This window comes from Sarcina sp. DSM 11001 (genome assembly GCF_900101015.1).
Taxonomy (GTDB): Bacteria; Bacillota; Clostridia; order Lachnospirales; family Lachnospiraceae; genus CAG-791.
Window position 1 is genome coordinate 44,554 of the sequence record NZ_FNFZ01000005.1, and the last position, 24,942, is coordinate 69,495.

Consider the following 24,942-nt stretch of genomic DNA (forward strand, 5'->3'; position numbering starts at 1 on the left):
ACTGTACGCTTCAGCACTGTACCTTTTATGTGATTATTTCTAAAAACCTGCTTCAAGATATTTAAATATACTTAAATATTTGAATAATATGCCTTTTAGCTGTATACTTTTTTCATTATTTTTTAATTGAGAGAAAACATCCATATCTGTTTTTCTCTCGACGGTTATCCCTGTACATGTCCCCTTATCAGATATTTCCGCCGACAAAAACTGAATGCCTGTTTCCTCTCTTAATAAACCAGCTACAAGGAGGAGGACATGAATAAGCTGTTAAAGAATCTGCTTGCATTTGCCCTGGTCATTTCACTATTGTCAGGCAATGTGCTGGCCTATGCCCCCGCAGTCCGACAGAATGCAGAACATGTGAACACTGATGCATCTGCTCCATCGGAACTGTCCGTATCAGAGGGGGGACTCATCAGCGCAGATGAAGAACTCATGGCGGGAGAGGAAAATACCTACAGTTTCGTGACTGCAGATCCCGCACAGGAAGCAATGACTGCCGCGGGAGCCGCAGAATGGCTTCAGGAAACAGAACAGGGGACAACAGCACTGGCCGCGGAGGAGCAGTCCGCAGATGAAAGCGGAGGATCCTTTGAAGGCGTTGATATTCCCGGCAGTGATCTCACCGGTGAATCCTCGCAGGATCAGGAAAATGATTCTTTCGCACAGGATCCGGCTGTCCCCGGAGAGACTTTTGAAGAAGACGCGGAAGCAGACGGTCAATATGGCACCGGTTCTGAGGCCGATGAAACCGCCGAACAGTATGACGCCGGTTACGCGGCCGATGAAGCCGCCGATCAGTATGACACCGGCTACGTGGCCGATGAAGCTGCCGAACAGTATGACACCGGCTCCGTGGCCGATGAAGCCGCCGATCAGTATAACACCGAGGCCGCAGCCGATGAAGCCGCCGATCAGTATGACACCGGGGCTGCGGGCGATGAAGCCGCCGATCAGTATGACACCGGGGCTGCGGGCGATGAAGCTGCCGAACAGTATGACACTGGCTCCGCGGCCGATGAAGCTGCCGAACAGTATGACACTGGCTCCGTGGCCGATGAAGCCGGCGATCAGAGTGATACTGAATATACAGAAAATAGCGGAGAGGATACGTCAGGACAAGAGCTTCCCGGGGAAGAGGTTGCTGCAGAAGGCAGTCAGAGTGGCGAAACCGAAGCTCAGGAAGAAAGCAGCCTGAATGTAACAGCCGCTGCTGCCGCAGCTGAAAGTGCTGAGCCCGCTGAAGAGACCACAGAGAAGATTCTGACCTGGGAACAGTACCGCGATCAGTACGCCCCGGATTATGAATCGCTCTCAAAGGAGGAAATCGTCGCCCTTTATGCTGACTATGAAGCCTATCGCGCGCAGGCAAGGATGACCGCAGAGGGCGAGTATCCGGAAGGCGCCTCTTCAGGCAGCATCAGTAATGATTACCTGGATGTGTCTGTGGGCAGTGACGGTAGATTTTCGATCGGGAATATCGAAGGAAATCCCAATTACAGCAGTGATAATGGACGCAAGCTTCTATATGGATATCCGGATACCGGAACGTCCTCAACACTCTTGTATATAGATGGGGACGAAATGGTTTTTACAGCCGATTCCATTTCATATAGGAACAATGTCGCTTTGGCGACAATGCTTCTGGACAGCTACGGGATCGCAGTGACACAAAAACTGTCTTTCGTCTCGAGCGGAACTGAAATAGGGGGCTCGACAATCGATGACTGTGTGAAAATAGAGTATAAAGTGACGAATACCGGAACGGAAAGCCATCGTGTTGGTATAAGGATCATGATCGACACCATGCTTGCTTCCAATGATGACGCCCCTTTCAAAGTCAAGGGCACCGGAAATGTCACAACGATCAAGAACTATGATGCATCCACAGGAATCCCGGATTCCTATCAGGTCTATGACAGCCTTACGAATCCCACAACGATTGCTACAGGCTATCTCGTCAGCAATGGGGAAATCCCCCCTGACCGCGTCCAGTTCACGAACTGGAGAGAGATCTCCAATAATTACTGGAGTTATGTAGGTTATGAGGGTGGCTACCTGGGAGATTCGGCAGTTGGAATCTACTGGGATCCGGCTTCTCTTTCAAGCGGTAAGAGCAAAACCGTTTCCACCTACTATGGGGTCGGCGTAGGTGCGAGTATTGACTCCTCATCCAATACATCTTCTAAAATAGGGAACAAAGAAATCGGAATAGAGGTCAAAGACTCCCAGAGCGGGGAAGGTGTCAAGGATGCCAGTATTACAATGACCGGACTGACCGGCGGAACCACATCCGGAACGACCGATTCCAACGGATTTGCCAGACTCCCCTTAAATTCTCAGGCAAGCACCCAGGTTTCTATCTCCGTGAAGGCCGCTGGATATACAGATGGCTCCTTTACGAGATTTGTAAAAGGCGGCGACCGGATCTCTGTCTCGATCAAGCGCGAAGATGACGACCAGCCTGCGGTGACATCAGTCACATTGGACGGACAGGATGTCATGAACGGCACGGTCCATTATATCGATAATTCCGGAAAAGACATTGACCATGCCAAAGATTCCGATATCAAAAAGATCAAACTGATCGTGAAATCAGATACAGCGGACTGTATCTATTATCTGCTTCAGGATAATGCGGTCGTCGAGAAGAACACGACCGGTGAATTTGAGCTGAAAACAGTGGAGACTAAGAGCGGAACCGTAATCGACAAATTTTCCTCCGGAGGAATCCGTAAAGTCTACTGTGTCTCCAAAGACGGGAAAACATCCAGAAAGATCCGTCTCGGCATTAAAGTCAGCATACCTTCTGTCGCGACGACAACAATCGCGGATCTGAACCTGTGGCCGTATTCCAGCAAAAACCTCGCTACCGGAACTCTTGGAGCCCTCCTGTTGGGAGACAGCGTCAGCTTCGGTCTCAAAAACAGCGCCAAGCTGAAGGTGGAGATCAAAGAGAATGGAAAAGTCAAAGTCAGCTACAACCTGAACAGGATGCCCAACACAGAGGAATCCTACAGGATTCAGGAGGCAAAGAGAGAATTTGCAACCACAGACGCGGCAAAAGTGAACGCGAAAAAGGTTTTCGGGGGACTGCTCGAAAAAGGAGACAGAACAGCCAGTCTGGGAATCCCGAAACATATCGAATTTGATTATGGCGGTTACGGGGAAGGCATAGTCAAGAACGGCAAAGTGGATGTTTCTCTTGCCATTATGGGAACCGCTTCGGTCAGCGCTTCCTATACAGTTAATTATTACTGGGTGGTGCCTCTGTACATCACGGTCAGCGGAAAAGGGAGCATCACGGTTCAGATTTCCGGAGATGCGCATCTCACAACAGATGACGGAAGACTCGGTATGAGACTGAACGGAAGCTTTAACCCCTCTCTCTCTGTCGGGATCGAAGGCGGTGTCGGCAGCAAGGGAGTCGCAAATCTGGGCGTAGAAGGACGCGGAACTCTCTCTTATACCTTCACGCTTCCGGCCGTTCACCATCTGGCCACTCTGACTGGTGAAGCAAATCTGAAAATGGGTTTGTGGAAGTTTGAAAAATCTTTGTCACTGGCTAAAGCGACAGTAAAGCTGCTGGACAGTGAGGATTGGAACGGTTCTCCCGGAGATGAAGGAGAAAACCTGTATGAAGCCCTGGCGGAACAACCGTTTAAACTGAAATCCAGAGACTACATGAACAACGAACACCCGGTCGGTCTTCCGGAGGACGCGGATGTTTTCATTACGAACAGAAACGTCTCTGCGGACGCGGAACCGCTGTTCCTCAATGCTTCAGGCAAAAAATTCAAATTCTGGATCGATGAAAATATGGACCGCAGTGTCGCCAATGGAAGTGATCTGATGTACTCCGTCAATGAAGACGGCTGGTGGAGCGATCCGCTTCCGGTCGATGACGACGGGACTGCTGATTTTTCTGTAAATGCCGCATATGACGGAAGCGGAAAAGTATTTGTTGTCTGGGAAAACAGCAGCAAAGTCTTTGATGATAATACTGTGACTGTCGACGAAATGGGAAATGCACAGGAAATCTGTATCAAAGTATTCGACACAGCCTCAAACACCTTCGGCGAAACGGTTTCTCTCACAAATAATAACGTTGTGGATGCGATTCCAGCGGTTGCTGCTGCAGACGGCACAGCTTATGTTGTCTGGAACAGAATCGATGGAAGTATCGAAAGCGGTGATACCCAGAGCTCTCTGTGCAGCCTGAGCTATCAGAACGGGACCGCGTCGGCTGAGTCGGTCAGGAATATCGGAACAATCGATGTGGCGGAACTGAGCGCCTCCATACAGAACGGAAAGCCTACAGCTGTTTACACAGTCTTCAATCTCTCGGAAGGACTGGATGCAAAGCAGACTACCTACACCTTTGCCTTTGAAGGCGGAAGTCAGGAAAATGAAGAACTCCTTTCCGGAGACGGCTCTGTCGTGCGCGGAGCTTTGAATTCCTCGCTGAACGGCAGTGATGCGCTGTTCTGGTATCAGGATGGCAATATTTGTTACAGGCTCTCGGGAAGTACGGAAATCGGTAATGTTTTTACAGACTATACGACAGATATTTCCGAATACACCGTAGCGGATCTGGGCGACACGACATACGTCATCTGGAAAGGAAATGATGTCGGAGAAGCATATGAAGAAGAGCTTCCTGATAACAGCGCTGTACTTTATGCAGCCCATTACAGGAACGGTGTCTGGAGCAAGCCTTATGAGCTGCTCAATTGCGAATGTGATTACATCCATGGGATCCATGCGGAAAGCCAGGACGGACAGTTGGTGCTCACTTATGTAGCGATCAATTATGACGAGGAGGGGAATATCTCTTCCAGTGAGATGATTGAGCGCTCATTCTATGGCAGAAATGACGCAGTTCTGACCGGATTTGTCTATGACGCTGACCAGGCCTTTGGGTCCGAGGCACTGCCCCTGTCGCTCACAGTGGCCAATAATGGAACAGGTCTGTTGGATCAGGTAACTGTGGAAATAAGCGGATGGGGAGACACCTACAGCAGAGATATCAGCGGACTGGGTCTTGATCCCGGTGAGTCAACGGAAATCAGTATCGATGACTTTATAGTTGATGAATCTGTGGGTGATGGCACCGTTGTGGACTATGACGTCTGCGTGTATGCAGAGGATGATGACAATTATGATAATGGGCGGGAAAGAATGGTGCTCGGATATGCGGATATCATTGCTGAGCAGCTGGAGACGACCGTCAACGATGGAAGACTCTATTACCCCGTCAGCATTAAGAACTACAGCCGTATTCCCGCTGTAAATGTAAACGTTAAATTCCTGGCGGATTCCGAGGACGGAAGTATCATTTATGATACTACACTGGAGAGCCTTGACGGCGGAGAATCACAGATCATCTATATTCCGGAAACCGATCTGGAGGGTTCCGCGCAGTTCTATGTATATCTTTCCTCGGATACTCCACTGAACAATGAGGGACTGGAGTATACCAGGATGACTTGCAGCGGAGAGACCATCAGGGTCCTTTCGGATATCAATGTCAGCATTACAGCCGGTGAGGGAGGCAGCATTGAAGCCGGCGAGAGCGGTACTTATACATCGAATGATGCGATTTCTCTGACCGCATCGCCCGCCGACGGCTATGTATTTGACAGGTGGGAATCCGACTTCGGTTTCTTCGAGGACGAGAACAGCGAGAGCACAATTTTCTATGTGCCCGAAAAAGACTCCGCTGTCACAGCTGTCTTTGTCCGCGCCGATGAGATCACCGGGCTGCAGCTGGATCAGTCTGCGCTCACATTAAAGGTCGGTGATTCCGCAAAGCTCAACACTACAGCAGATCAGGCAGTGGCAAACAGCCTGTTTGACTGGAGCACTGATAACGCTGAAGTTGCGAAAGTCAATACTCGCGGTAAAGTGACCGGGGTCTCGAAAGGAACGACAGTTATCACTGCGGCTCTGAAGAGTAATCCTGAAATCAGCACGAGCTGTGAAGTACAGGTTGTTGAACCTGAAATCACCAGTATCCGCATGGTATACCCCAGGGTAAAAATGACCTCTGTCGGAGAACAGAAGCATCTGAAGGTCGACATGGTCACCTCCCCTTCAAATCTGGAGGATATCGTCAGTCTGACCTGGGAGTCTCAGAACACTGCTGTCGTAGAAGTAGATAATGACGGTGTGATCACAGCCAAAGCGCCCGGAACAGCAATCGTGTCTGTCAGACCGGCTGAACAGCAGAATGATGATGTGAGCGCCCAGTGCGAGGTCACTGTAAGCCTGGCGATCGAAGACATCACTCTTACAGATGCGGACGGAAACAGTGTGTTTTCTGTCACAGTGCGAGGCGGAGAAGGGATTGTGATCAATGCCGCACCGGTTCCGGAGGACACCGTTCTATCCGAGGATTTCAAATGGTCAGTCTCCGATGAGGACCTGATCTCTATTGAAACGGAGGGAGAAAACAAGAGGACTGCCAGGATCAAAGGACTCCAGGGAGGCAGTGCGATCGTGACTGTATCCCATGGAGACGTGGAAAAGAGCTTCCGCGTGAACGTCGAGATACCCGCTCAGGCTATTGCGCTTTCCAGCACAAACCTGTCGATCCGCCTCGGGGATTCCTCCAACTTGTCAGCGACAGTCACTCCTGAAAATACCACCGATGAGCTGACATGGGAATCCGCAGACAGTTCGATCGCTTCCATATACAACGGAGAAGTCTACGGTAATTCACCCGGGAAGACAACGATCACAGCCAAAGCCGGGAATATAAGCAAATCCTGTAAGGTAACTGTCTATACGGTACCTGCGACAGGAGTGACGCTTTCCGAGACCAGTGTGACGATCACAAAGGGCGACAGCCACTATCTGTCCGCATCGGTCACTCCTTCAGACACAACAGACAATGTATCCTGGTCCAGCAGCAATACGGAGGTTGCGTCCGTATACGACGGAGACGTCTATGCCAACAAAGTCGGAACTGCGACGATCACGGCTTCAGCCGGTAAGTACAAAAAGACCTGCAAGGTCACAGTAAAGCAGAAACAGTATGAAACCAAAACAGTCACTTCGACGAAGGGATTCGAGTCTGACTATACCGATGCTGCGACACATTATTACAGCTCGAATGTTGACAAAGTCTGGAAGCTGAGCACTGCATCCTATGTTCGTGGAGTGCGGCTCAAATTTGACAGCCGGACAGAATTTGAAAACTCTTATGATTACCTGGAAGTCCTGGACAAGGACGGCGAGCCTGTCGCCCTCAACGTAAACGGACAGACCGGAGTCACCAGACTGACCGGAACAATGCTGCAGGGACAGACGATCACAGTCACCTCACTACCGGTCCGGATCCATATGCATACCGACGGCTCTGTCAGCAAATTCGGTTTTAAGGTGTCTTCCATCAAGTACTTGTACAACATCGGGAAATCATCCGTAAGCCTTGCAAAAACAAGCTGTCCTTACACCGGCAGCGCGATCAAGCCCGCGGTCACTGTCAAAGCAGGTAACACAACACTTAAAAACGGAACAGACTATACAGTCACCTACAAGTCCAACAAGGCAATCGGAACGGCCACAGTCGTAGTGGCCGGTAAATCACCGAACAACGGCAAGAAGACACTGACATTCAATATCGTTCCCAAAGCGATCAGCGGATTAAAACAGACAGCCACAAAAACGACCTCCCTGAAACTGACCTGGACTAAACAATCCGGAATCAGCGGATACAAGGTTTACAAATACGCTTCCTCAAAATATACACAGCTCAAGCAGACCACTGCCAACAGCTATACCGTAAATTCACTAAAAGCAGGAACCGCCTATTCCTACGCAGTGGCGGCTTACAAGAAAGTCGGCTCCAAAACACTGGTCGGGCCAAAGAAACTGCTGAAGGTTTATACGGCACCGGTGATGAATAAACCTGCTGTTACGGCGGGAAGCAAAAAGGCTGTCCTGAAGTGGAAGAAAGTGACAAACGCCACGGGATATGAGATCTACACCTCCAACTCGAAATCCTCGGGTTTCAAGAAAGCGGCAACGATCACAAAGGGATCCACTCTCACTTCCACGATCAAAAACCTGACAAGCAAAAAGAAAAAATATTTCAAGATGCGCGCCTACATCAAGACCGCATCCGGCAACGTCTACAGCTCGTACAGTGCTGTGGTGTCCTGCACCATCAAATAACCCTATACCATGCCAATAAGGACAGACACTGCGGCAGGCTGATCTGCTGACAGACTCCTGCACGTAACAGGGCAGCGGCAGTGCCTGCCCGGCAACTGTTCAAAAACATGGTATGATATGTTGAACCGCAGCGAAGGAGACATCAGCTCTTCGCTGCGGTTTTCGTAAAAGAACATGAAAAAGAAGGGCAGCTTTGATTGCGATTTCCATCGACGGCCACGCAGCAAGATGATAAACTGTCAGATAAAATGGTATTTCGTGAAATTCTTAAGGAACCCCTGAAAAACTGCTCTTAAGCGCATAAATGATATACAATCTAAATTCTGTTTATGAAGAAAAAAGAAGCAAAAACGCTTGTGCTTATCTTAACTTTCCTTATGTTCGTCAGTGTGATTTTTCCCCCGATTCCGGAATGCGCCTCACTGGCTTCGGTGCTGACTTCTGCAACGGTAGCAGAAGCTGCTATGACAGAAGCAGATGAGACAGAAACGGCGGAAACGCTCTCTGAAGAAGAAACAGCACAGGAAAACACACAGCCCGAAGAGATATCCGCTCCGGAAAATTCAATTCCGACAGATGAAGTTCCGGCAGATGACATTCCGGCAGGCACAGTTCCGGCAGAGGATGTTCCGGCAGACGCAGTTCCGGCGGATGATGTTCCGATAGACGCTGGTCCGGCAGAAGCAAATTCAGCATTTCCGGAACCAGAAGAGGCTCCGGAATCGACCATAATCGAAGCTTTTGAACCCACCCCTGACCCTGCGTCCGGGGATTCCGGTCTTGAACCTTCAGAGCCTGATTATGAATCAGTGGAGACGACCGGGGAACCGGATACGTCTGAAGAAGCTGCTGCAGATTCTGAACCTGATGTAGACATGGAACAGGAAGCGGATGCGGAACCGGATGAAACCGGCGAACCGGGTTCAGGGGAAATCATAAGTCCGGCTGACTACGAGCAGCCGCAGGAGACCTCAGGACCTGCAGAAGGCCCGGAGACGGAGGAAAGCGTTGAACCGGCTGACGTGGAAATCACGGAGCCGGCTGACGACACGGAGCCGTTGGAAGCCTGCGGACCTGCAGAAGAACCAGCGTCGGAGGCGGCAACGGCTGCAGAAACGTCTCAAAATCCTCCTGCTGACTTTGAGCGCGAAACAGAAGGGATCATAGAAGATGATTTTATTGTTCCAGCTGCGGTCGCCATAAACCCGGCTTCCGGCAGGAAATTCAGGGCAAAAGTATCTCTTCCCTCTTTTTATGACAGCCGTGAAAAAGGGCTCATCACAGAAGCAAAGGATCAGGGAGATTCGGAGATATGCTGGGCTTATTCCGCTGTTTCGTGTGCGGAAACATCTGCCATTTTGAATGAAATTGACCCGGCTCCCGATTTTTCAGAGAGACATCTGGCCTGCTTTTTTTCCGTTCCCACCTATCACGAATCGGGAATGTGCGGGGACGATGCGGTCTATTACATCAGCATGGGTGATGATTACATGTATGGCGGAGGGAATAACAGATATACGACCTTCTGTATGGCCAACTGGACAGGGGTGTCGTCGGAAGAGGATTATCCGGGAGAAGGGGCCTGGGACGGGGACAGGAGTCTTCCGGACAGCCGGGCTTTGGATGACCGCGTCCATCTGGAAAACGCCGCATGGATCTCCATGACGGATACGGCCTTTATCAAACAGGAAATCATGAGGCTGGGGAGCGTGTCGTCCGCTTATTATTACAAAAAAGGCGCATATTACAACAGTGAGACACACGCTTATTATAATGATCGTTTCACGGCGACCAATCATGCTATAACGATCGTGGGATGGGATGACAACTACTCCGCGGATAACTTTCTGTCTGCTCCCGGCAAAGACGGTGCCTGGCTGGTCAAAAACAGCTGGGGAACATCTTTTGGTGAGGAAGGTTTTTTCTGGATCTCTTACGAAGATCTGGCCATGAGTTCCGCCTCCAATACTGCGTATACTTTTGAATTCGGAAGAGCAGATAATTACGATAATACCTATTTTTACGATGGAAGCTGCGGAACCAGAACATACTCTGTAGAAAATGGAGGATCTTTTGCCAACGTTTTCACCACAGGTCAGAATGACGGCTGCCGGGACGAACTGATCGGGGCAGTCGGTGCCGCTTTTTCCGAGTCCGGAATCTCTTATAAAATACAGGTTTATACAGATCTGAAAGATCCCGGTGAGCCAACAAGCGGAGAACCTGCAGGCGAGGCCATAACCGGGGTCACGCAGACAGCCGGCTATCAGACATTTGTTCTGGACGATCCGGTCAGGGCAGTATGCGGGACTTATTTTTCCGTTGTGATAACTTTGCAGGGATACAGTGATTCGGTCTCTATGTTCGCAGATCAATCGTATGAAAATGGTGACTGGATCGGATTCAGAAATGAGACGGCAGCAGGACAGAGCTTTGCAAAAAACAGTGAGGGATCCTGGAAGGATCTCCATGATGTGGGGGCCACACCCAGAATCAAGGCATTCACACAGAACCTTGACACAGTTACGATACAGAACATAGGCTTTGAAGGATCCGACAGGATCACATTGGGAAGAGGCCTCACAAAGAAGACCGCGATCACCGCGATTCTACAATGCGGCGCAGAGATGCCCTTTGAGGCAGCGTTGTCTGCTAATGATACGATTCCGGCTGGCGGGGGAAGACCTGTCTGGACCAGCAGCAATCCTTCTGCCGCGGTGGTCTCTGAAACCGGAGAAATCACGGGTAAAGGCCCGGGTAGTGCCGTCATCCGGGCAGAGATATGCCAGGGCGGGCGGAACTTATCTGCTGAACTTTTCGTCGATGTCACTGTACCTGTCAAGGAATGTAAAGCTTCACTGTCCGAAACTTCCTTTACCTATACAGGAAGACGTATAGTCCCTGCCATTTCGGTCTCCGATGGGAACATCCCGCTTACAGAAGGCCGGGATTACAATCTTGCTGTTTCTTCAAATCTGTACGCAGGAAAAGGGAAGATCACTATAAACGGAATGAAGTATTACACCGGAAGTACTTCCGTTACTTTTACGATCAATAAAGCAGCGCAGTCTCTCAAAATCAAAAAGTCCCAGACATATGTCTCAGTGGGAAAGACAGCATCCGTCACTCTTACGGGAGCCAAAGGCACGAAATCCTTTCTTTCTTCAAATGAATCGATTGCTGCAGTGTCTGGTTCAGGAATAATCACTGCGAAAAAAGCAGGCAGGGTCAGGATCACTGCAAAATCCGCGTCAACATCCAACTTTAAAGCAGCATCCGCCTCGGTAGAGCTGAATATCGTTCCGGCTGCGACTGCCTCTTTCAAAGCAGAGAACCGGCCGGACGGCATCCAATTGAAATGGAAAAAAGTGACCGGTGCCAACGGGTATTATCTGTATCGCGACGATACCAGGATCGCTGTGATCAACAATGGAGCGACCGATTCATACATTGATAAAAAAGCCGATTCAAACGGCACCAGTTATACTTACAAAATTACAGCAAAAGCGAGTTCCGGTAAAAGCACTCTTTCAAAATCAGTTTCAATCTTCAGGATAAAAGCGCCTGTACTGAGTTCCCTGAAAAACAACGCAGCCGGAAAAGCTTCCATGACCTGGAAAAAGAACGCAAAAGCAACAGGATACGAAATCCTTTACAGTACAGATCAGTCTTTTAAATCCGGGAAGAAGATAAAGAAGTTAAAAGGCGGGAATACAGTGACCGGTGTTATCACGGGCCTGGTAAAGGGGAAAAAATATTATTTCCGGGTCCGGGCAGTCAAAACAGTCGGTACTAAGACAATCCGTTCCTGTTGGAGCGGAACCAGAAGCATCATAATCAAGAGGTAACAGCAAAATAATAATTCAAAAACGAATCCTCGCTGTATCGAATTCCCTTCGAAAAGAGCGAAAAGGAACGGGCTGTCTGCTGCCCGTTCCTTTTTTATTTGCATTTTTATTCTGTATTTTACTATGCCTTTTTATTCAATACGCTTTTTATTCAATACGATTCTTATTCAATACGGTTCTCCCAGAGCTGGGGATCGGCGGGATCACATTCCTGGGGGATGAGCGGGGCCTGGATCAGGAGTGTGCGGCCTTCGTCGCAGTAGGTGTTTTCTATGACCTTGGCGGGAGACCAGAGCGCGCCCTCCTGCTCGACTGTGTCGCCGATCTCGGGAAGTGCTTTGCCTTCAAACATGTCGTGGATATATTCAACCGCAAGGATCGCCGCGTCCAGGGCAGGCTGCTCGACGACCGCGTAGAGCTTGCCTTCCTGCAGCAGGCCGATGCCTTCCTTGCCGATGCAGATGCCGGAGATGAAATAATCCGCCGGGTTCAGATTTGCATTCTCCACGGCGTTGACAACGCCGGAGCCCATGATGTCAGGAGTGTGGACATAAATGCCCAGGACCTTGTCGCCGTGCAGGTTCAGCAGGTCGCTGGCGCGCGCATAGGAATCGTCGTTGTTCCAGTTGCCCTCGCCCTGTGCGACGGTCAGCTGGGGATACTGGTCCAGGACAGACATCAGTCCGGTGTGGCAGTCTGTCGTGTACATATCGACCAAGGCGCCCGTGATCTCGATGATGACGCCCTCCGGGACCTCGCCGCCGTGGGCTTCCTTGATGCCCTCGATCATCTGGGCTGCCGCCTTGGCAGAGGACTCCACGATGTCATTGGTGATGAACATCTCGACCTTGCCGCCCTCCGGACATGTGTCCAGGGCAAAGACAGGGATCCCTTCCTCATTGAGGCGCTCGATGCCGGGAACCAGGGAGACCAGGTCTTCCGCTCCCGCCATAATGAAGGCATCAATATCCTGGGTGATGAAGTTGTCGATCGCGTTCAGGATCTGGTCTGTGTTGGCCTGGGCGTCCACGACCTTCAGTTCATAGCCATACTTGTCGCAGGTGTCCGTTGCTCCGATCACGAATGCCTGGATGAACTCGGTCTGCGCATGCTTGATGACCATACCGATGGTCTTTTTGCCATCGGCACCCTCGCCGGACGCATCCGCGGCAGCTTCAACAGCCCCGGCAGCAGTCTCCTGGACAGCGGCGGAATCTGTCTTCTTGCCGGCGTCAGAGTTTCCGCTTCCGGCAGAGCCTCCGCAGCCCGAAAGCAGCATGACTCCCATCGCCGCGGCCAGTGCCGCGCTCAGGATCTTTTTCAACAGTGTCTTTTTCATAATTTCAATCCTCCCTGATCCGGGTACCCCCGGGAACGGCACTCACAAAAAAGCCGGTGGTCCGCGCCGTCCATTTTCATGTTAACGGTTGCTTCTATGAACTGCCCGCCTCCTGTACCTGCGTCTCCTGTACCTGCGTCTCCTGTACCTGCATCTCCTGTACCTGCATCTCCTGTACTGCAGCAGAGAGGCGGGGTGTTCCTAAGGAATTTGGATAAACAGCTCCTGCAGGACAGCCTGCAGAGCTTTTATCTGTGTCATTGTGAATCTGTCTGTGCAGATTTATCCGCGTATACCTGTCAGATTATGTCCGTCAATCTGCCGGGCCGCCCTGTTTTTATCAGGACCAGTATGTCAGATCACAGCAGCTGTTCTTCACCCGGCGGAATTTTCCTCTGAAGGCCCTTTTCCGGATTTCGCGGGCTGGATGAGCCTGCGTATGTTCTCCCGATGCATGATCCATGCCGTCAGGCGGTGGCGCAGATGGTCGAGAAGGATGGCCAGGAAGATCAGGGCTCCCTTGGTGGCACTGACCAGGTTGACGTCCACGCCGTTCAGGGTCAGGGCATTGTCCAGCATACCCAGAAGCAGCGTGCCGCCCAGCATGCCGATGGGTTTGCCCATGCCTCCGTTGAAGCTGCAGCCGCCCAGGATCGCGCCTGCGAAAGCCATCATGACCAGGCCCGAACCCATGTTGTTGGAGACCGCGTTCTGTCTCCCTGCCGTGATCAGCCCCGCGACGGCGGCGAGGAGACCGGCAAGCATAAAGGCATAGACCACGACCCTCTGGGTATGGATGCCGGAAATAAAGGCCGCGCTGCGGTTTCCGCCTGTCAGGAGGAAACGCCTGCCCGCCGTCGTCTTGCGGAAGATAAATTCAAACACCGCATAGACCAGCACAAGCGCGAGGACTGCAACCTGAAGCGGTCCGATCCTGCCGCGCCCCAGCCAGGTGTAAAAGGGATCGAGCTTTGCCAGTGAAAAAGGCACCAGGAAGAGGACGAGTCCTCGCATGACGATCTGCGTGGACATGGTCAGCAGGAAGGAGTTCGTCTGGAGACCGACCAGGCAGAATCCGTTAAAGAAGCCGACCGCAGTCCCGATCAGGAGAGTCACAAGTACACAGATCGGCGCCGGCAGATTGAAGGCCTTTCCCAGCAGGATGGCAATGCCCGGCGAAAAAGCCAGCGTCGCCTCCATGGACAGGTCCAGCTCACCGACCATCATAACAATACCCTGGCCCAGGACCATCAGGCCCAGTGTCGCCGACTGGAACAGGATATTTAAAAGGTTTCTAGAACTTAAAAAAGAAGGTGTGAAGACCGAGTTAAACAAAAAGAAAACCGCGACCATGACCCACACCAGATTGTTGAGCAGGGCAAGCTGTATTTTGGTGGAACGTCTCATGAAGCTGTCTCCTTTCTGTGGATCGTCTCTCCCTGCATAGCCCGGTAGATGTCCTCCTCGGAAAATTCCTTTCTGGCGAACTCTTCCGTGATACGGCCCTGGTAAAGAACGAGGATCCGGTCACAAATCAGCATGAGATCCTCGACACCGGGCGACGTGATGAGCGCACAGGCATTGTCCCTGAATCCGTGGTTGATGCTGTGCAGGATGCTGTCCTTGGCTTCGATATCCACTCCCCTGGTGGGTTCGTCGAGCAGGCAGACCCTGGGGTGCTGCTCCATGACGCGGCCGACCAGGACCTTCTGTTTATTTCCTCCGGACAGCTGCTGTACCTCCTGCAGCTGGGAGGCCACCTTGATCTCCAGCCCGTCAATGCTGCGGGCCGCCGTCTCTCTTTCTCTGGCCGAATGCAGGATCCCTGCGCGGGAGATTTTGTCCAGAATACTCATGGTGAGGTTCTGCCGCACCGAGGCGATGGGGACCATGCCTTCCGCCTCGCGCTCCTCGGTCAGATAGACGACTCCGTCCTTTGCCGCCGCGGACGGGGAGGAATAGGAAACCTCCTTTCCGCACAGGACCATTCTCCCGCTGTCATGCCTGTCCGCGCCGATGATGCTGCGGAACAGCTCCGTGCGCCCGCTGCCCCGCAGGCCCGCCAGGCCCACGATTTCCCCTCTGTGGAGAGTCAGGCTGACGCTCCGGAACTTGCCGAAACTGGTAAAGCCTTCGAGCGAAAAGAGGACCTCCTCAGTTGCCAGAGAGGACAAATCCTCTCCCTGCTTTGCCTCATAATTCTCATTGCCGACGATCAGTCCCGCCAGGGTCTTGAGGTCGAGTTCCTCCCTGCGGACACTCTTCACATTTTGCCCGTCCCGGATGACAGTGACCACGTCGCAGACCTCCAGAAGCTCCTTTGTGTGGTGGGAAATAAAGATGACTGTCTTTCCCTCTTCGGTCAGGCGCTGGATGATCCCGTACAGGATCTTCTGATCCCTCTGCGACAGGGAGGCGGAGACCTCGTCCATAATGATGAGCTCTCCCTTCTCCACATAGCAGGCCTTGATCACCAGGAGAAGCTGGCGCTCGCTGACCGACAGGTTCCGGACCTGCAGATCCGGATCCATGACCAGCCCCGCCTCCCGCAGGATCCTGCCTGCCCTTCTGGAGAGCTCCTTCCAGTCAATGATCTTTTTTCCCTCGATATACTGAGGAAAAAAAAGATTTTCCGCCACAGTGGACTCCTCAATGACCTGGGGTTCCTGGGTGATGATGGAAATATGATGACGCCTGGCCATGATCGGAGTAAGGGCGGAAAAGGTCTCTCCGTCCAGGAGGATCTGTCCGCTGCTGGGTTCTACCAGCCCGGACATAACACCCACCAGGGTGGACTTGCCTGCCCCGTTCTTGCCGATCAGGCCGTGTACCTCGCCTTTCTTTACAGTGAGGCTGACATCCCGGAGCGCGACCGTTCCTGAATAGAGCTTGGTGATGTTCTTCAGTTCAAGCGCGAGCGCCGCCGCGCCGCCTGCTTTTGCTTTTTCCTGCTGCAGATTCATAGACTTCCCGTTTCTGATCTTCTTGAAATCGTCCTGTAATCTTCTGGTTATGACTGCCGTTTTTTGTATAAACTAAGTGCCGGTTCGCTTTGTGCGGTTCAGAAGGAGACAGAAAACCGTTCCCTGTCTCTTTTTACTGGAACATCGGCATCAGGACCTGCATCAGGGCCTGATAGCGCAGGTACATGGTCCGGTACAGCGCTGCGTTTTTTTCGTCCGGCAGGTACAGCCGGTCTTCACGCACAAACCTCTTTGCCGCTTCCTCCAGATCAGGGAACAGGCCCGCTGCCGTTCCGGCCAGCATCGCCGCGCCCATGCAGCCGGCATTTTCATAACCATCCGTCGTGACGACGGGCTTTCCGGTCGCATCCGCCTTGATCTGGCACCAGACGGGGCTTTTCGCGCCGCCGCCCAGGCAGACGATGCGGTCCGCGGCAAGTCCCAGCTCCTGTGTGGCTTCGAGGATCCGGCACAGGTTCATGGTCACGCCTTCCATAAAGGCTCTCACGATATGTTTCTGTCCGTGGGCGGTCGACAGGCCGATCAGGGTGCCCTTCATTTCCGGGCACAGGTCCGGCGGTCCCGAACCGATCAGATGCGGCAGGGCTATGAGGCCCTCCGCGCCCGGAGGGCAGTCTGCCGCCAGCAGGTCCATATAGTCGTAAGGGTTGATGCCCGCAGGGACCCCCGCCAGTGTCTCCCCGAAAAAAACATCCCGGAACCAGCGGAGGCTGATGCCGCCCGACGCATAGGCGTGGATCATATAGAGTCCCGGCACAGCGCTGCAGTAGCAGGGCATCTGGCCTTTGGGATCGAGGACCACGTCCTCTGTCAGGGCCATGGTGCACAGAGAGGAACCTGTCACGTCTGAAAAATTACCCGGGCGGATATTCCCGACTCCAATCGCTCCGCAGCCCAGGTCAATGCCGCCGATGGAAACCCGGGTCCCGGCTGCCAGGCCGAAACGAGCCGCAGCGGATTCTGTCACCCTTCCGACGATCTCCCCGGGCAAAGCGATCTCCGGGAGCTGGTCCTCCGTGATTCCCAGGTAGTCCAGCATCTCCGGCCAGTACTCTCTCTTCCGGATATCGTAATAAACGGATGATCCCAGGATGGAATCCTCTCCGCAGGCCCGGCCTGTCAGGAGCAGTGAAAACCAGCCTTCCAGCTGGACGATCCTTCTGGTATTTCCAAAGACCTCCGGTTCGTTTTTTCTGATCCACAGAAGCTTGGCTCCGGGCCAGATGGCGTCCTCGCCAACCTGTCCTGTCCGTTTCCGGATCTCTTCCGGGCCGAAATGTCTGACGATCTCACCTGCCTCGGCCGATGCCCGGCTGTCGCACCACAGAACAGCTCTGCGCAGCGGGCGGTTCTCTTCATCCAGAAGGAGCATGGTCTCCCCCTGTGTAGAGAAGCCGATGACGCCGATCTCCTTCGGGACGATCCCCGGGCGGGTCACTATATCCTGGACTGCGGCCGCAAAGGTCTCCGTATAGACCTCCGCCGCCATCTCCGCCTGCCCCGGGGCAGGTGTCTCGAAGAGATATTCCCGCGTACAGGAGGCGGCCAGCTTTCCATCAAGACCGTACAGGGCGGCCTTGAGCGCTGTCGTCCCGATATCCGCCGTGAGAATGTATTTTATCAAAATATCCTTCCCTCTTCCGGTCCCCCTGGACATATGGAAAAACAAAACATGTCCGGGTAAGGTGCCGGATATTTTTCAGATCATTTCATTCCTGCCATGCGCGAAGCCTGTTAAAAGCCTGACATGTACATGGCCTGTTAGAACCGTCCGGAGGTTTTAGCGCGTTGCCGCTTTGCCCTGTTAACGCATCAAAACATAGTTTTTTTATTATAGCGAAATATCCCTTCTTATGCAATTCTTTGTAAATTATTTTATTGCCGCTTTTTATTGCCGTTTATTGGGCAATTATTATATTGCACACAGCAGTCCCCACAAGGTAAAATGTTACTGGCCGCCTGTTGACCGGCCCGGGACGTTTTTCCCGTACTCGAGAAACGTTTGAAACAAAACGAAAACCCTGCCTGTACAGCCGGACGGCCTGAACATTCCGGCTGCGCATGCGCAGGCATTTCGACGAATCGCAACTGACGACAGAGGGATTTAAATCATGAGAGTGGTAGGACGCGGCATCCAGGAGTTCGAGAAAATCCGGGATGGAAACCTGTTTTATGTGGATAAGACGGACTTTATTACCGCCTGGTATCGGCAGAGGGATGATATCACGCTGATCACCCGTCCACGTCGGTTCGGCAAAACTCTGACTATGGACATGCTGAACTGTTTTTTCTCCATCTCCTATGCGGGAAGGGCCGACCTGTTCAATGGCCTCCTGGTCAGTCAGGATAAAGAAATCATGGAGCTGCAGGGCACTGTGCCGACGATCAAGCTCTCTTTCGCGGGCGTAAAGGCGGAAACTTTCAGGGGCTTTCTGATTTCACTCGCCGGAAGAATATCGATTCTTCTTTCCAGATACCGCTTCCTGCCGGAGTCAGGCGTCCTCAACGAGGATGAAAAAGAATTCTTCTCAGAGATATCCCGGGTCATTCCGAAGATTCCCAACCCGGACAAGGATTCAGACAGCTATCTGGAATTCATTTTCAAACTGACCCACATTTTCCACCTTTTATCGGCCTGGCTGTTCCGATATCATGGAAAAAAAGTCTATATCTTCCTCGATGAATATGACACGCCTCTGCAGACAGCCTACATGTATCACTACTACGACGAAGCGATCTCTGTACTGAGGGAATTGTTTTCGGAAACTTTTAAGGAGAACGAGTATCTGGACCGTGCCGTGATCACAGGAATCACCCGCATCGCAAAAGAGTCCCTGTTCTCCGATATGAACAACCTGGCCGTCTGCTCTGTCCTTTCCGGTGGATATGACAGTTCTTTTGGCTTCACACAAGAAGAGATGAAAGCCATACTGAAGGAATACAGCCTTACGGACAAAAGAGACCTGGTCCGTTTCTGGTACGACGGGTTTACGATCGGAAAGGAGACAGAAATCTACAATCCCTGGTCCGTCGTCAACTATCTTTGCGACAGAAAGAGCCCCCCGCAGGACTACTGGGCGCAGTCCGGAGGACTGGACCTGGTCGACCATCTGGTACGGAGAGGCGGAATTGCCCTTAAAGAAGGATTTGAAACCCTGCTGGGCGGCGGCGTCATAGAAAGAAGAATCCGGGACGACCTGATTTTCCCATGGCTTGATGAGGATGAAAGCGCCGTCTGGTCCATGTTGATCGCGGCCGGTTACATAAAGCCTGTTCCCGGAGCAAAAAGCAGGACAAAGCTTACGATCACCCTGACCAACCACGAATCCCTCGCCTGTCTCTCGAACATGGTGACGAAATGGTTCGCAACGCGGTCGGGAAACTATATGGAACAGTTCGCGGATGCTTTATTGGCTGATGATCTCCGGGAAATGAACGCGGCAATGCAGGAAGTTGTCCTGACATGCTCATCTTCTTTCGACACAGGAATAAAACCATCCGCCGGAACTGTACAGCCGGAAAACTTTTTTCACGCACTGACTCTCGGTATGCTCACCTGCCTGTCGGAGGACTACCGCGTCACTTCCAATCGGGAAAGCGGCTTCGGCCGCTATGACGTCAGCCTGGAGCCTCTGGATGTGAAGGGGAATCTGTCAGCTGCCATCCTCGAATTCAAGGTTTTCGATAAAGCTAAAGGAGACCGGAAGCTGAGGGACACTGCAGACCGCGCAAGAAAGCAGATTGATGAAAAAGCATACGATGCCGATCTGCTTTCCCGGGGGATTCCCACGGGAAAGATCCGGAAATACGGTTTTGGCTTCCGCGGAAAAGAGGTCATCATCGTGAAGTGACGTACCCACGGACAACACCCTTCGTCAGCAGGGGTTTTACGCATCGATCCGATAATTACATTTCAGTTTTTGCAGCAATGGAGACAAAAGCATGTTTGATGTCATCATCGTCGGCGCGGGAAGCGTCGGCTGCGCCACTGCGCGCGAACTTTCCCGCTACAGGCTGCGCGTCCTGGTCCTGGAAAAAGGCCATGACCTCTGCGCAGGCGCAAGTAAATGCAATTCCGGCATGATCCATGCCGGTTACGATCCGATCCCGGGTACGAATGAAGCAAAATTCAATGCGCCCGGCTGCCGGCTGATGTACCAGATCTGCGACGAGCTCTCCGTTCCCTGTTTAAAAAACGGAACGACTATCTTCGCGACGAATGAAAGCGGCATGCGGGAGCTTTATAAGCTGGAGGGCTTCGCCAGAGAAAATCATGTCCGGGCAGAGATCGTCACTCCGCCCTCCCTCTATGAACTCCTGCCGGATATCGGAAAAGATGTGAAGGCTGTCCTCTGGGTTCCCGACGGCGGCGTCACGAATCCTTTCTGTGTCACCTTTGCCCTCGCGGAAAACGCCTGGGCGAACGGCGTGGAATTTTATAAAGAAGCGGAAGTTACAGATATTCAAAAGTCGGAAGAAGGTTTTCTGGTGACCGCGAGGATGCCGGCGTCACAGGCCATGGACATCCCCGGCACTACTCCGGCGGACGCTCAGCCTGAAGGCGGGACCTGCCCTGTCACCTTCTCCGCCCGCATGGTCATCAACTGCGCCGGCGGTCACTCCGACGTCATCAACAACATGGTCTCGGAAAAGAAATTCCGCATTATCCCGCGTTTCGGTGCCCATGTCGTCCTGGACAGAAAGCATTCGGACAAGCTCACGACCACCCTCATGGAGACGCCCCACGACCTGCCCGGCGGCGGCCATACCAAGGGTATGGCTATCATCACGACGACTGGCGGCACCATGCTGCTGGGCTGCGACGCCACTGAAGTGGACGACCCCGATTTCACGGACACACGGAGGGAATCCATCGAGCAGATCGTCGATTATTTCAAAAAAGCATGGAAGGACCTGCCCCTGGGAAGCGACGGTACACCCTTCCCCGAGGACGAGATCATCTCCATCTTTGGAGGCTGCCGCCCCCACGCGGACACCAACGACTTTGTCATCGGCGAACCGGATGACGCCCCCGGTTTCGTAAACGCGGGCGGCACCGAATCCCCCGCCTTCACCGCCTGCTATGCGATCGCGCAGCACGTCGCGGGCATCTGCATCGACCGGCTGAAACCGCCCGTCAATGAAAACTTTGATCCGCACAGGCCGGCAAAAAAGGCCTTCCGGGATATGACCAATGAGGAGCGCCGCGCGGCCATCGCTGAAAACCCGGACTATGCCAAGATCGTCTGCCGATGCGAGATGGTCACCGAAGCAGAGATCCGGGACGCCATCCGCCGTCCCCTGGGCGCCCGCTCTATCTCCGAAGTCAAGCTCCGCACCCGCGCCGGCATGGGCCGCTGCCAGGGAGGCTTCTGCAGCCCCCGGGTTCTGGAGATCCTGAGCGAAGAGCTGGGCATCAGCCCCCTGGAGGTCACCCAGTGCGGCGGCTCTTCCAGAGTCCTGGCCGGTCTGGCCTGCAATGCCTGACCCGGATAAGCCGGAACCGGCAGCGCGCGGTTTTCATCATAAGCAACAGTTTTCATCAATCATTTTCGTCAATCATATATACGCGCAGTTTCATCAAGCATATGCACGCATATATACGCGCAGTTTTCAACATAAGTATTTTGTCTTCATAAGTAATTTGTCTTCATAAGTGATTTATGGCACCGCGCCTTGGAGTTGAAGCATGAAAGAAGTGGAACTTGTCGTCATCGGCGGCGGGGCCGCGGGAATGGCGGCCGCTGTCAGCGCATATAAAAACGGTGTGCGGGATATCCTGATCCTGGAGCGGAACTCTGCCCTGGGCGGAGTCCTGCAGCAGTGCATTCATAACGGATTCGGCCTGCACCGCTTCAAAGAGGATCTGACCGGCGTGGAATTTGCCGCCAGATACGCGGATATGGTGCAGGAGCTGAGGATTCCGTATCTCCTGAACACCTTCGTGATCGAACTGCACTCGGACAGGACCATCACTGCCGTGAGTCCTGAAGAGGGTCTCATGGAGATCCGGGCAAAGGCTGTCGTCCTCGCCATGGGCTGCCGTGAGCGCAGCCGCAACGCCCTCCTCATTCCCGGTGCCCGCGGCGCTGGCATCATGACTGCCGGCACAGCCCAGCGCTACCTCAATATCGACGGTTACCTGCCCGGCCGCCGCATCGTCATCGTCGGCTCCGGCGACATCGGCCTGATCATGGCCCGCCAGTTCGTCCTGGAGGGCTGCGAAGTCGCGGCTGTCGTGGAGATCATGCCCTACTCCGGCGGCCTGCCCCGCAACATGAAGCAGTGCATCGAGGACTTTGACATCCCGGTCTACTACAATTCCGTCATCTCCGAAGTCTGCGGCAAAGAACGTGTCTCCTCTGTCCTCGTCGGAAAAGTCGACGAGAACCGCCGTCTCATCCCCGGCACTGAGTTTGAGATTTCCTGTGACACCCTCCTCATTTCCGCCGGCCTCATCCCGGAGAACGAACTGACAGAAAGCGCCGGCATCGCCATGAGCCGGGCTACGAAGGGCGCCCTGGTCACGGAAGACCTCCAGACCAGCATTCCCGGCATATTTTCCTGCGGCAACGTCCTCCACGTCCACGACCTCGTCGACTTCGTCAGCGAAGAAGGGGAGGAGGCGGGCAGAAATGCCGCCGCCTGGCTGCTTGCGGAAAAAGAAACTGCTTTAAAGGAAACTGCTTCAAAAGAAACTGTTTCAAAAGAAGCTGTTTCAAAAGAAGCTGCCTCAAAGGAAACCACTTTAGCCGAAACTGCTTCAAAAGAGGAGACCAAAGCCGGGAACATCCGCGTACTCTCCGGAGACGGCGTGGGCGGCATCGTCCCCCAGACCGTGAGGCAGGACACTCCCCTCCCCGAGGTCCATTTCATGTTCCGCCCCCTCGCCCGCTACCGCGACGCGGTGATCACCGCCCGGTACCGCGATACCGTGAACACCTCCGGAGCCGGGGAAAACGGCGCTGCGCGTACAGCAAGTACAGGTGGACAGACCGGTCAGAACAGCATGAACGCCTCCGGAGCCGGGGAAAACGGCGCTGCACGTACAGCAAGTACAGGGGGACAGACCGGTCAGAACAACAGGATTTTGATCCGAAAGCGCTTCCTCGCCCTCACCCCCGGCGAAATGTGCAAGATCACCATCCCGGCGGAAAAACTTAAAAATGCCCCTGAAATCATTTTTGACATTGAAGGGACACAAGTCTGACCACCGTGCCTTCTGAAAGAACCTGCAGCCAGCTCTCTGAGCACATGTTCCCTCCTGCCCTTTTTCCCGCGATTATAATCAGATATATTGCAGGATGAAAAACAAGTTGGAAAACAAGTCAAAGAACAGGTTAAAGAACAAGTTGAAGGACAAGCTAAAGAGCAGGTTAAAGAACAAGTTGAAGGACAAGTTAAAGAGCAGGTTAAAGAACAAGTTGGAGAGCAAACCATCAGGAATTCTATATCTATGAAAAAAACAGACAAGCACCAGGAACTCATCTGCATCATCTGCCCGCGAGGCTGCCGCCTGACCGCTGAGACCGGTCCCGACGGAAAGCTGGAGATCAGCGGCAACAGCTGCCCCCGGGGAATCGAATATGCCCGCCAGGAACTGACTGCGCCCATGCGCGTCCTTACTGCCCTGATGCGGCTGCAGAACATGGAAAAGCCGGTCAGCGTAAAAACCGACCGGCCTGTTCCCAAAGCTCTGTTGTTTGACTGCGCGGCAGAGATCTACCGCACCCATCCCGCACCGCCTGTCCGCCGCGGAGACATCCTCATCCGCGACCTCTGCGGGACCGGATGCAATGTCGTCGCTACCCGCGACGCCATCGCCGGCGAAAGTCGCTGAAAGCACCCTCTCATTTTTCCATGATGGCCTCGATCTCCCGCCCGGATCCGATCTCAAAATGACAGGCCACGATACCAAGATCGACCCTGGTACAAGGACCCATTCCTTTTACCCTGACCGCCGGCTGGCCGTTTTTCATTCCAAAAACAAACTTCTGCTGGTTCATTGCTGTGGGAGCCTTAAGAGCGGCCTCCACGCCGCTGCGGAACCAGTCCGGCATATTGCCCTTGGTGGCGACCACATCTTCTGTTTTCTTACTCTTGCGGCTGATTCCCTGCGTTTCACCATAACCAAGGGCGATCACCATGCAGAGCGTATCTCCCGGGGCCACCACCTCTTTCACTTTCTTTTTATTGAAAGTCAGCGCTGCCCAGCAGGTGTTCAGACCAAGCTGCTGAGCTAAGAGGACGATCTTCTCCCCATAATATCCACAGCGGAAATCAAAGGATTCATCCTTCTTTCCGGCAAGCACAATGTAGTTTTCCACATTCCGGAAACTGCCGTAGTGGGCAAGTCTGGAATCAAATCCCGCCGGATCGTCATACCGTATGGATATGTTCAGGTCCCCCTCTTTATTGCAGTCCGCCGTAAAAGCATCCAGCTGGCTGCGGACTTTCTCCGGTATCGGGGTCGATTTGTAGGCCCTCACAGAATGCCTTGCATCGATCGCTTCCAGTAACGTCATGGTTTTGATCCCCCTTTCCAACTTTTCACTCCGGATTTCCGGACTCTTTTTAACTATGATTT

Annotated in this window: 10 protein-coding genes and 1 pseudogene; 6 read left to right on the forward strand and 5 right to left on the reverse strand. The window is 53.0% G+C overall.

Annotated features, from left to right (window positions below; all coding sequences use genetic code 11):
• Positions 1-258 precede the first annotated feature (258 nt).
• Both BLT02_RS03560 and BLT02_RS03565 read left to right on the forward strand, forming a co-directional pair.
• A complete protein-coding gene (locus tag BLT02_RS03560; RefSeq protein ID WP_092991638.1) occupies positions 259-8,184 on the forward strand; it encodes an Ig-like domain-containing protein in 7,926 nt (2,641 codons plus the stop codon).
• A gap of 464 nt (positions 8,185-8,648) precedes the next feature.
• Positions 8,649-12,032 (forward strand): C1 family peptidase, encoded by a 3,384-nt coding sequence (locus BLT02_RS03565; RefSeq protein ID WP_139187404.1) that lies wholly within the window; start codon positions 8,649-8,651, stop codon positions 12,030-12,032.
• A gap of 163 nt (positions 12,033-12,195) precedes the next feature.
• Here the strand turns inward: BLT02_RS03565 and BLT02_RS03570 are convergent, their stop codons facing one another.
• From BLT02_RS03570 to BLT02_RS03590, 4 genes are all read right to left on the reverse strand, one after another.
• Positions 12,196-13,371, reverse strand: a complete 1,176-nt coding sequence (locus BLT02_RS03570; protein WP_242869690.1) for a sugar ABC transporter substrate-binding protein — start codon at positions 13,369-13,371, stop codon at positions 12,196-12,198.
• Positions 13,372-13,746: 375 nt separating this feature from the next.
• Positions 13,747-14,778, reverse strand: a complete 1,032-nt coding sequence (locus tag BLT02_RS03580; protein ID WP_092991645.1) for an ABC transporter permease — start codon at positions 14,776-14,778, stop codon at positions 13,747-13,749.
• Entirely contained in the window at positions 14,775-16,334 is a 1,560-nt protein-coding gene (locus BLT02_RS03585) for a sugar ABC transporter ATP-binding protein (RefSeq protein WP_092991647.1), read from the reverse strand. The genes BLT02_RS03580 and BLT02_RS03585 overlap by 4 nt, the downstream gene beginning before the upstream one ends.
• A 133-nt stretch (positions 16,335-16,467) precedes the next feature.
• The gene (locus tag BLT02_RS03590) at positions 16,468-17,979 is read right to left on the reverse strand and encodes a xylulokinase (protein ID WP_175453670.1); all 1,512 of its coding nucleotides are present in this window, start codon (positions 17,977-17,979) and stop codon (positions 16,468-16,470) included.
• A 487-nt stretch (positions 17,980-18,466) separates the two neighbouring features.
• Between BLT02_RS03590 and BLT02_RS03595 the strand changes: the two genes are divergently transcribed.
• The 4 genes and pseudogenes from BLT02_RS03595 to BLT02_RS03610 all read left to right on the forward strand — a co-directional run bounded on the left by BLT02_RS03595 (position 18,467) and on the right by BLT02_RS03610 (position 24,195).
• Positions 18,467-20,206 carry an AAA family ATPase gene (locus BLT02_RS03595; protein WP_092991652.1) on the forward strand — a complete coding sequence of 580 codons (1,740 nt, stop codon included), beginning with the start codon at positions 18,467-18,469 and terminating at the stop codon, positions 20,204-20,206.
• A gap of 91 nt (positions 20,207-20,297) precedes the next feature.
• On the forward strand, positions 20,298-21,842 hold the full coding sequence (locus tag BLT02_RS03600) for an NAD(P)/FAD-dependent oxidoreductase (RefSeq protein ID WP_092991654.1): 1,545 nt from the start codon (positions 20,298-20,300) through the stop codon (positions 21,840-21,842).
• A gap of 202 nt (positions 21,843-22,044) precedes the next feature.
• Positions 22,045-23,019 (forward strand): annotated as a pseudogene (locus BLT02_RS17695) (FAD-dependent oxidoreductase); the annotation flags it as partial.
• A gap of 792 nt (positions 23,020-23,811) precedes the next feature.
• Positions 23,812-24,195 carry a DUF1667 domain-containing protein gene (locus BLT02_RS03610; RefSeq protein ID WP_092991658.1) on the forward strand — a complete coding sequence of 128 codons (384 nt, stop codon included), beginning with the start codon at positions 23,812-23,814 and terminating at the stop codon, positions 24,193-24,195.
• A 10-nt stretch (positions 24,196-24,205) separates the two neighbouring features.
• Here the strand turns inward: BLT02_RS03610 and BLT02_RS03615 are convergent, their stop codons facing one another.
• Entirely contained in the window at positions 24,206-24,880 is a 675-nt protein-coding gene (locus BLT02_RS03615) for a nitroreductase family protein (RefSeq protein WP_092991660.1), read from the reverse strand.
• Positions 24,881-24,942 lie beyond the last annotated feature (62 nt).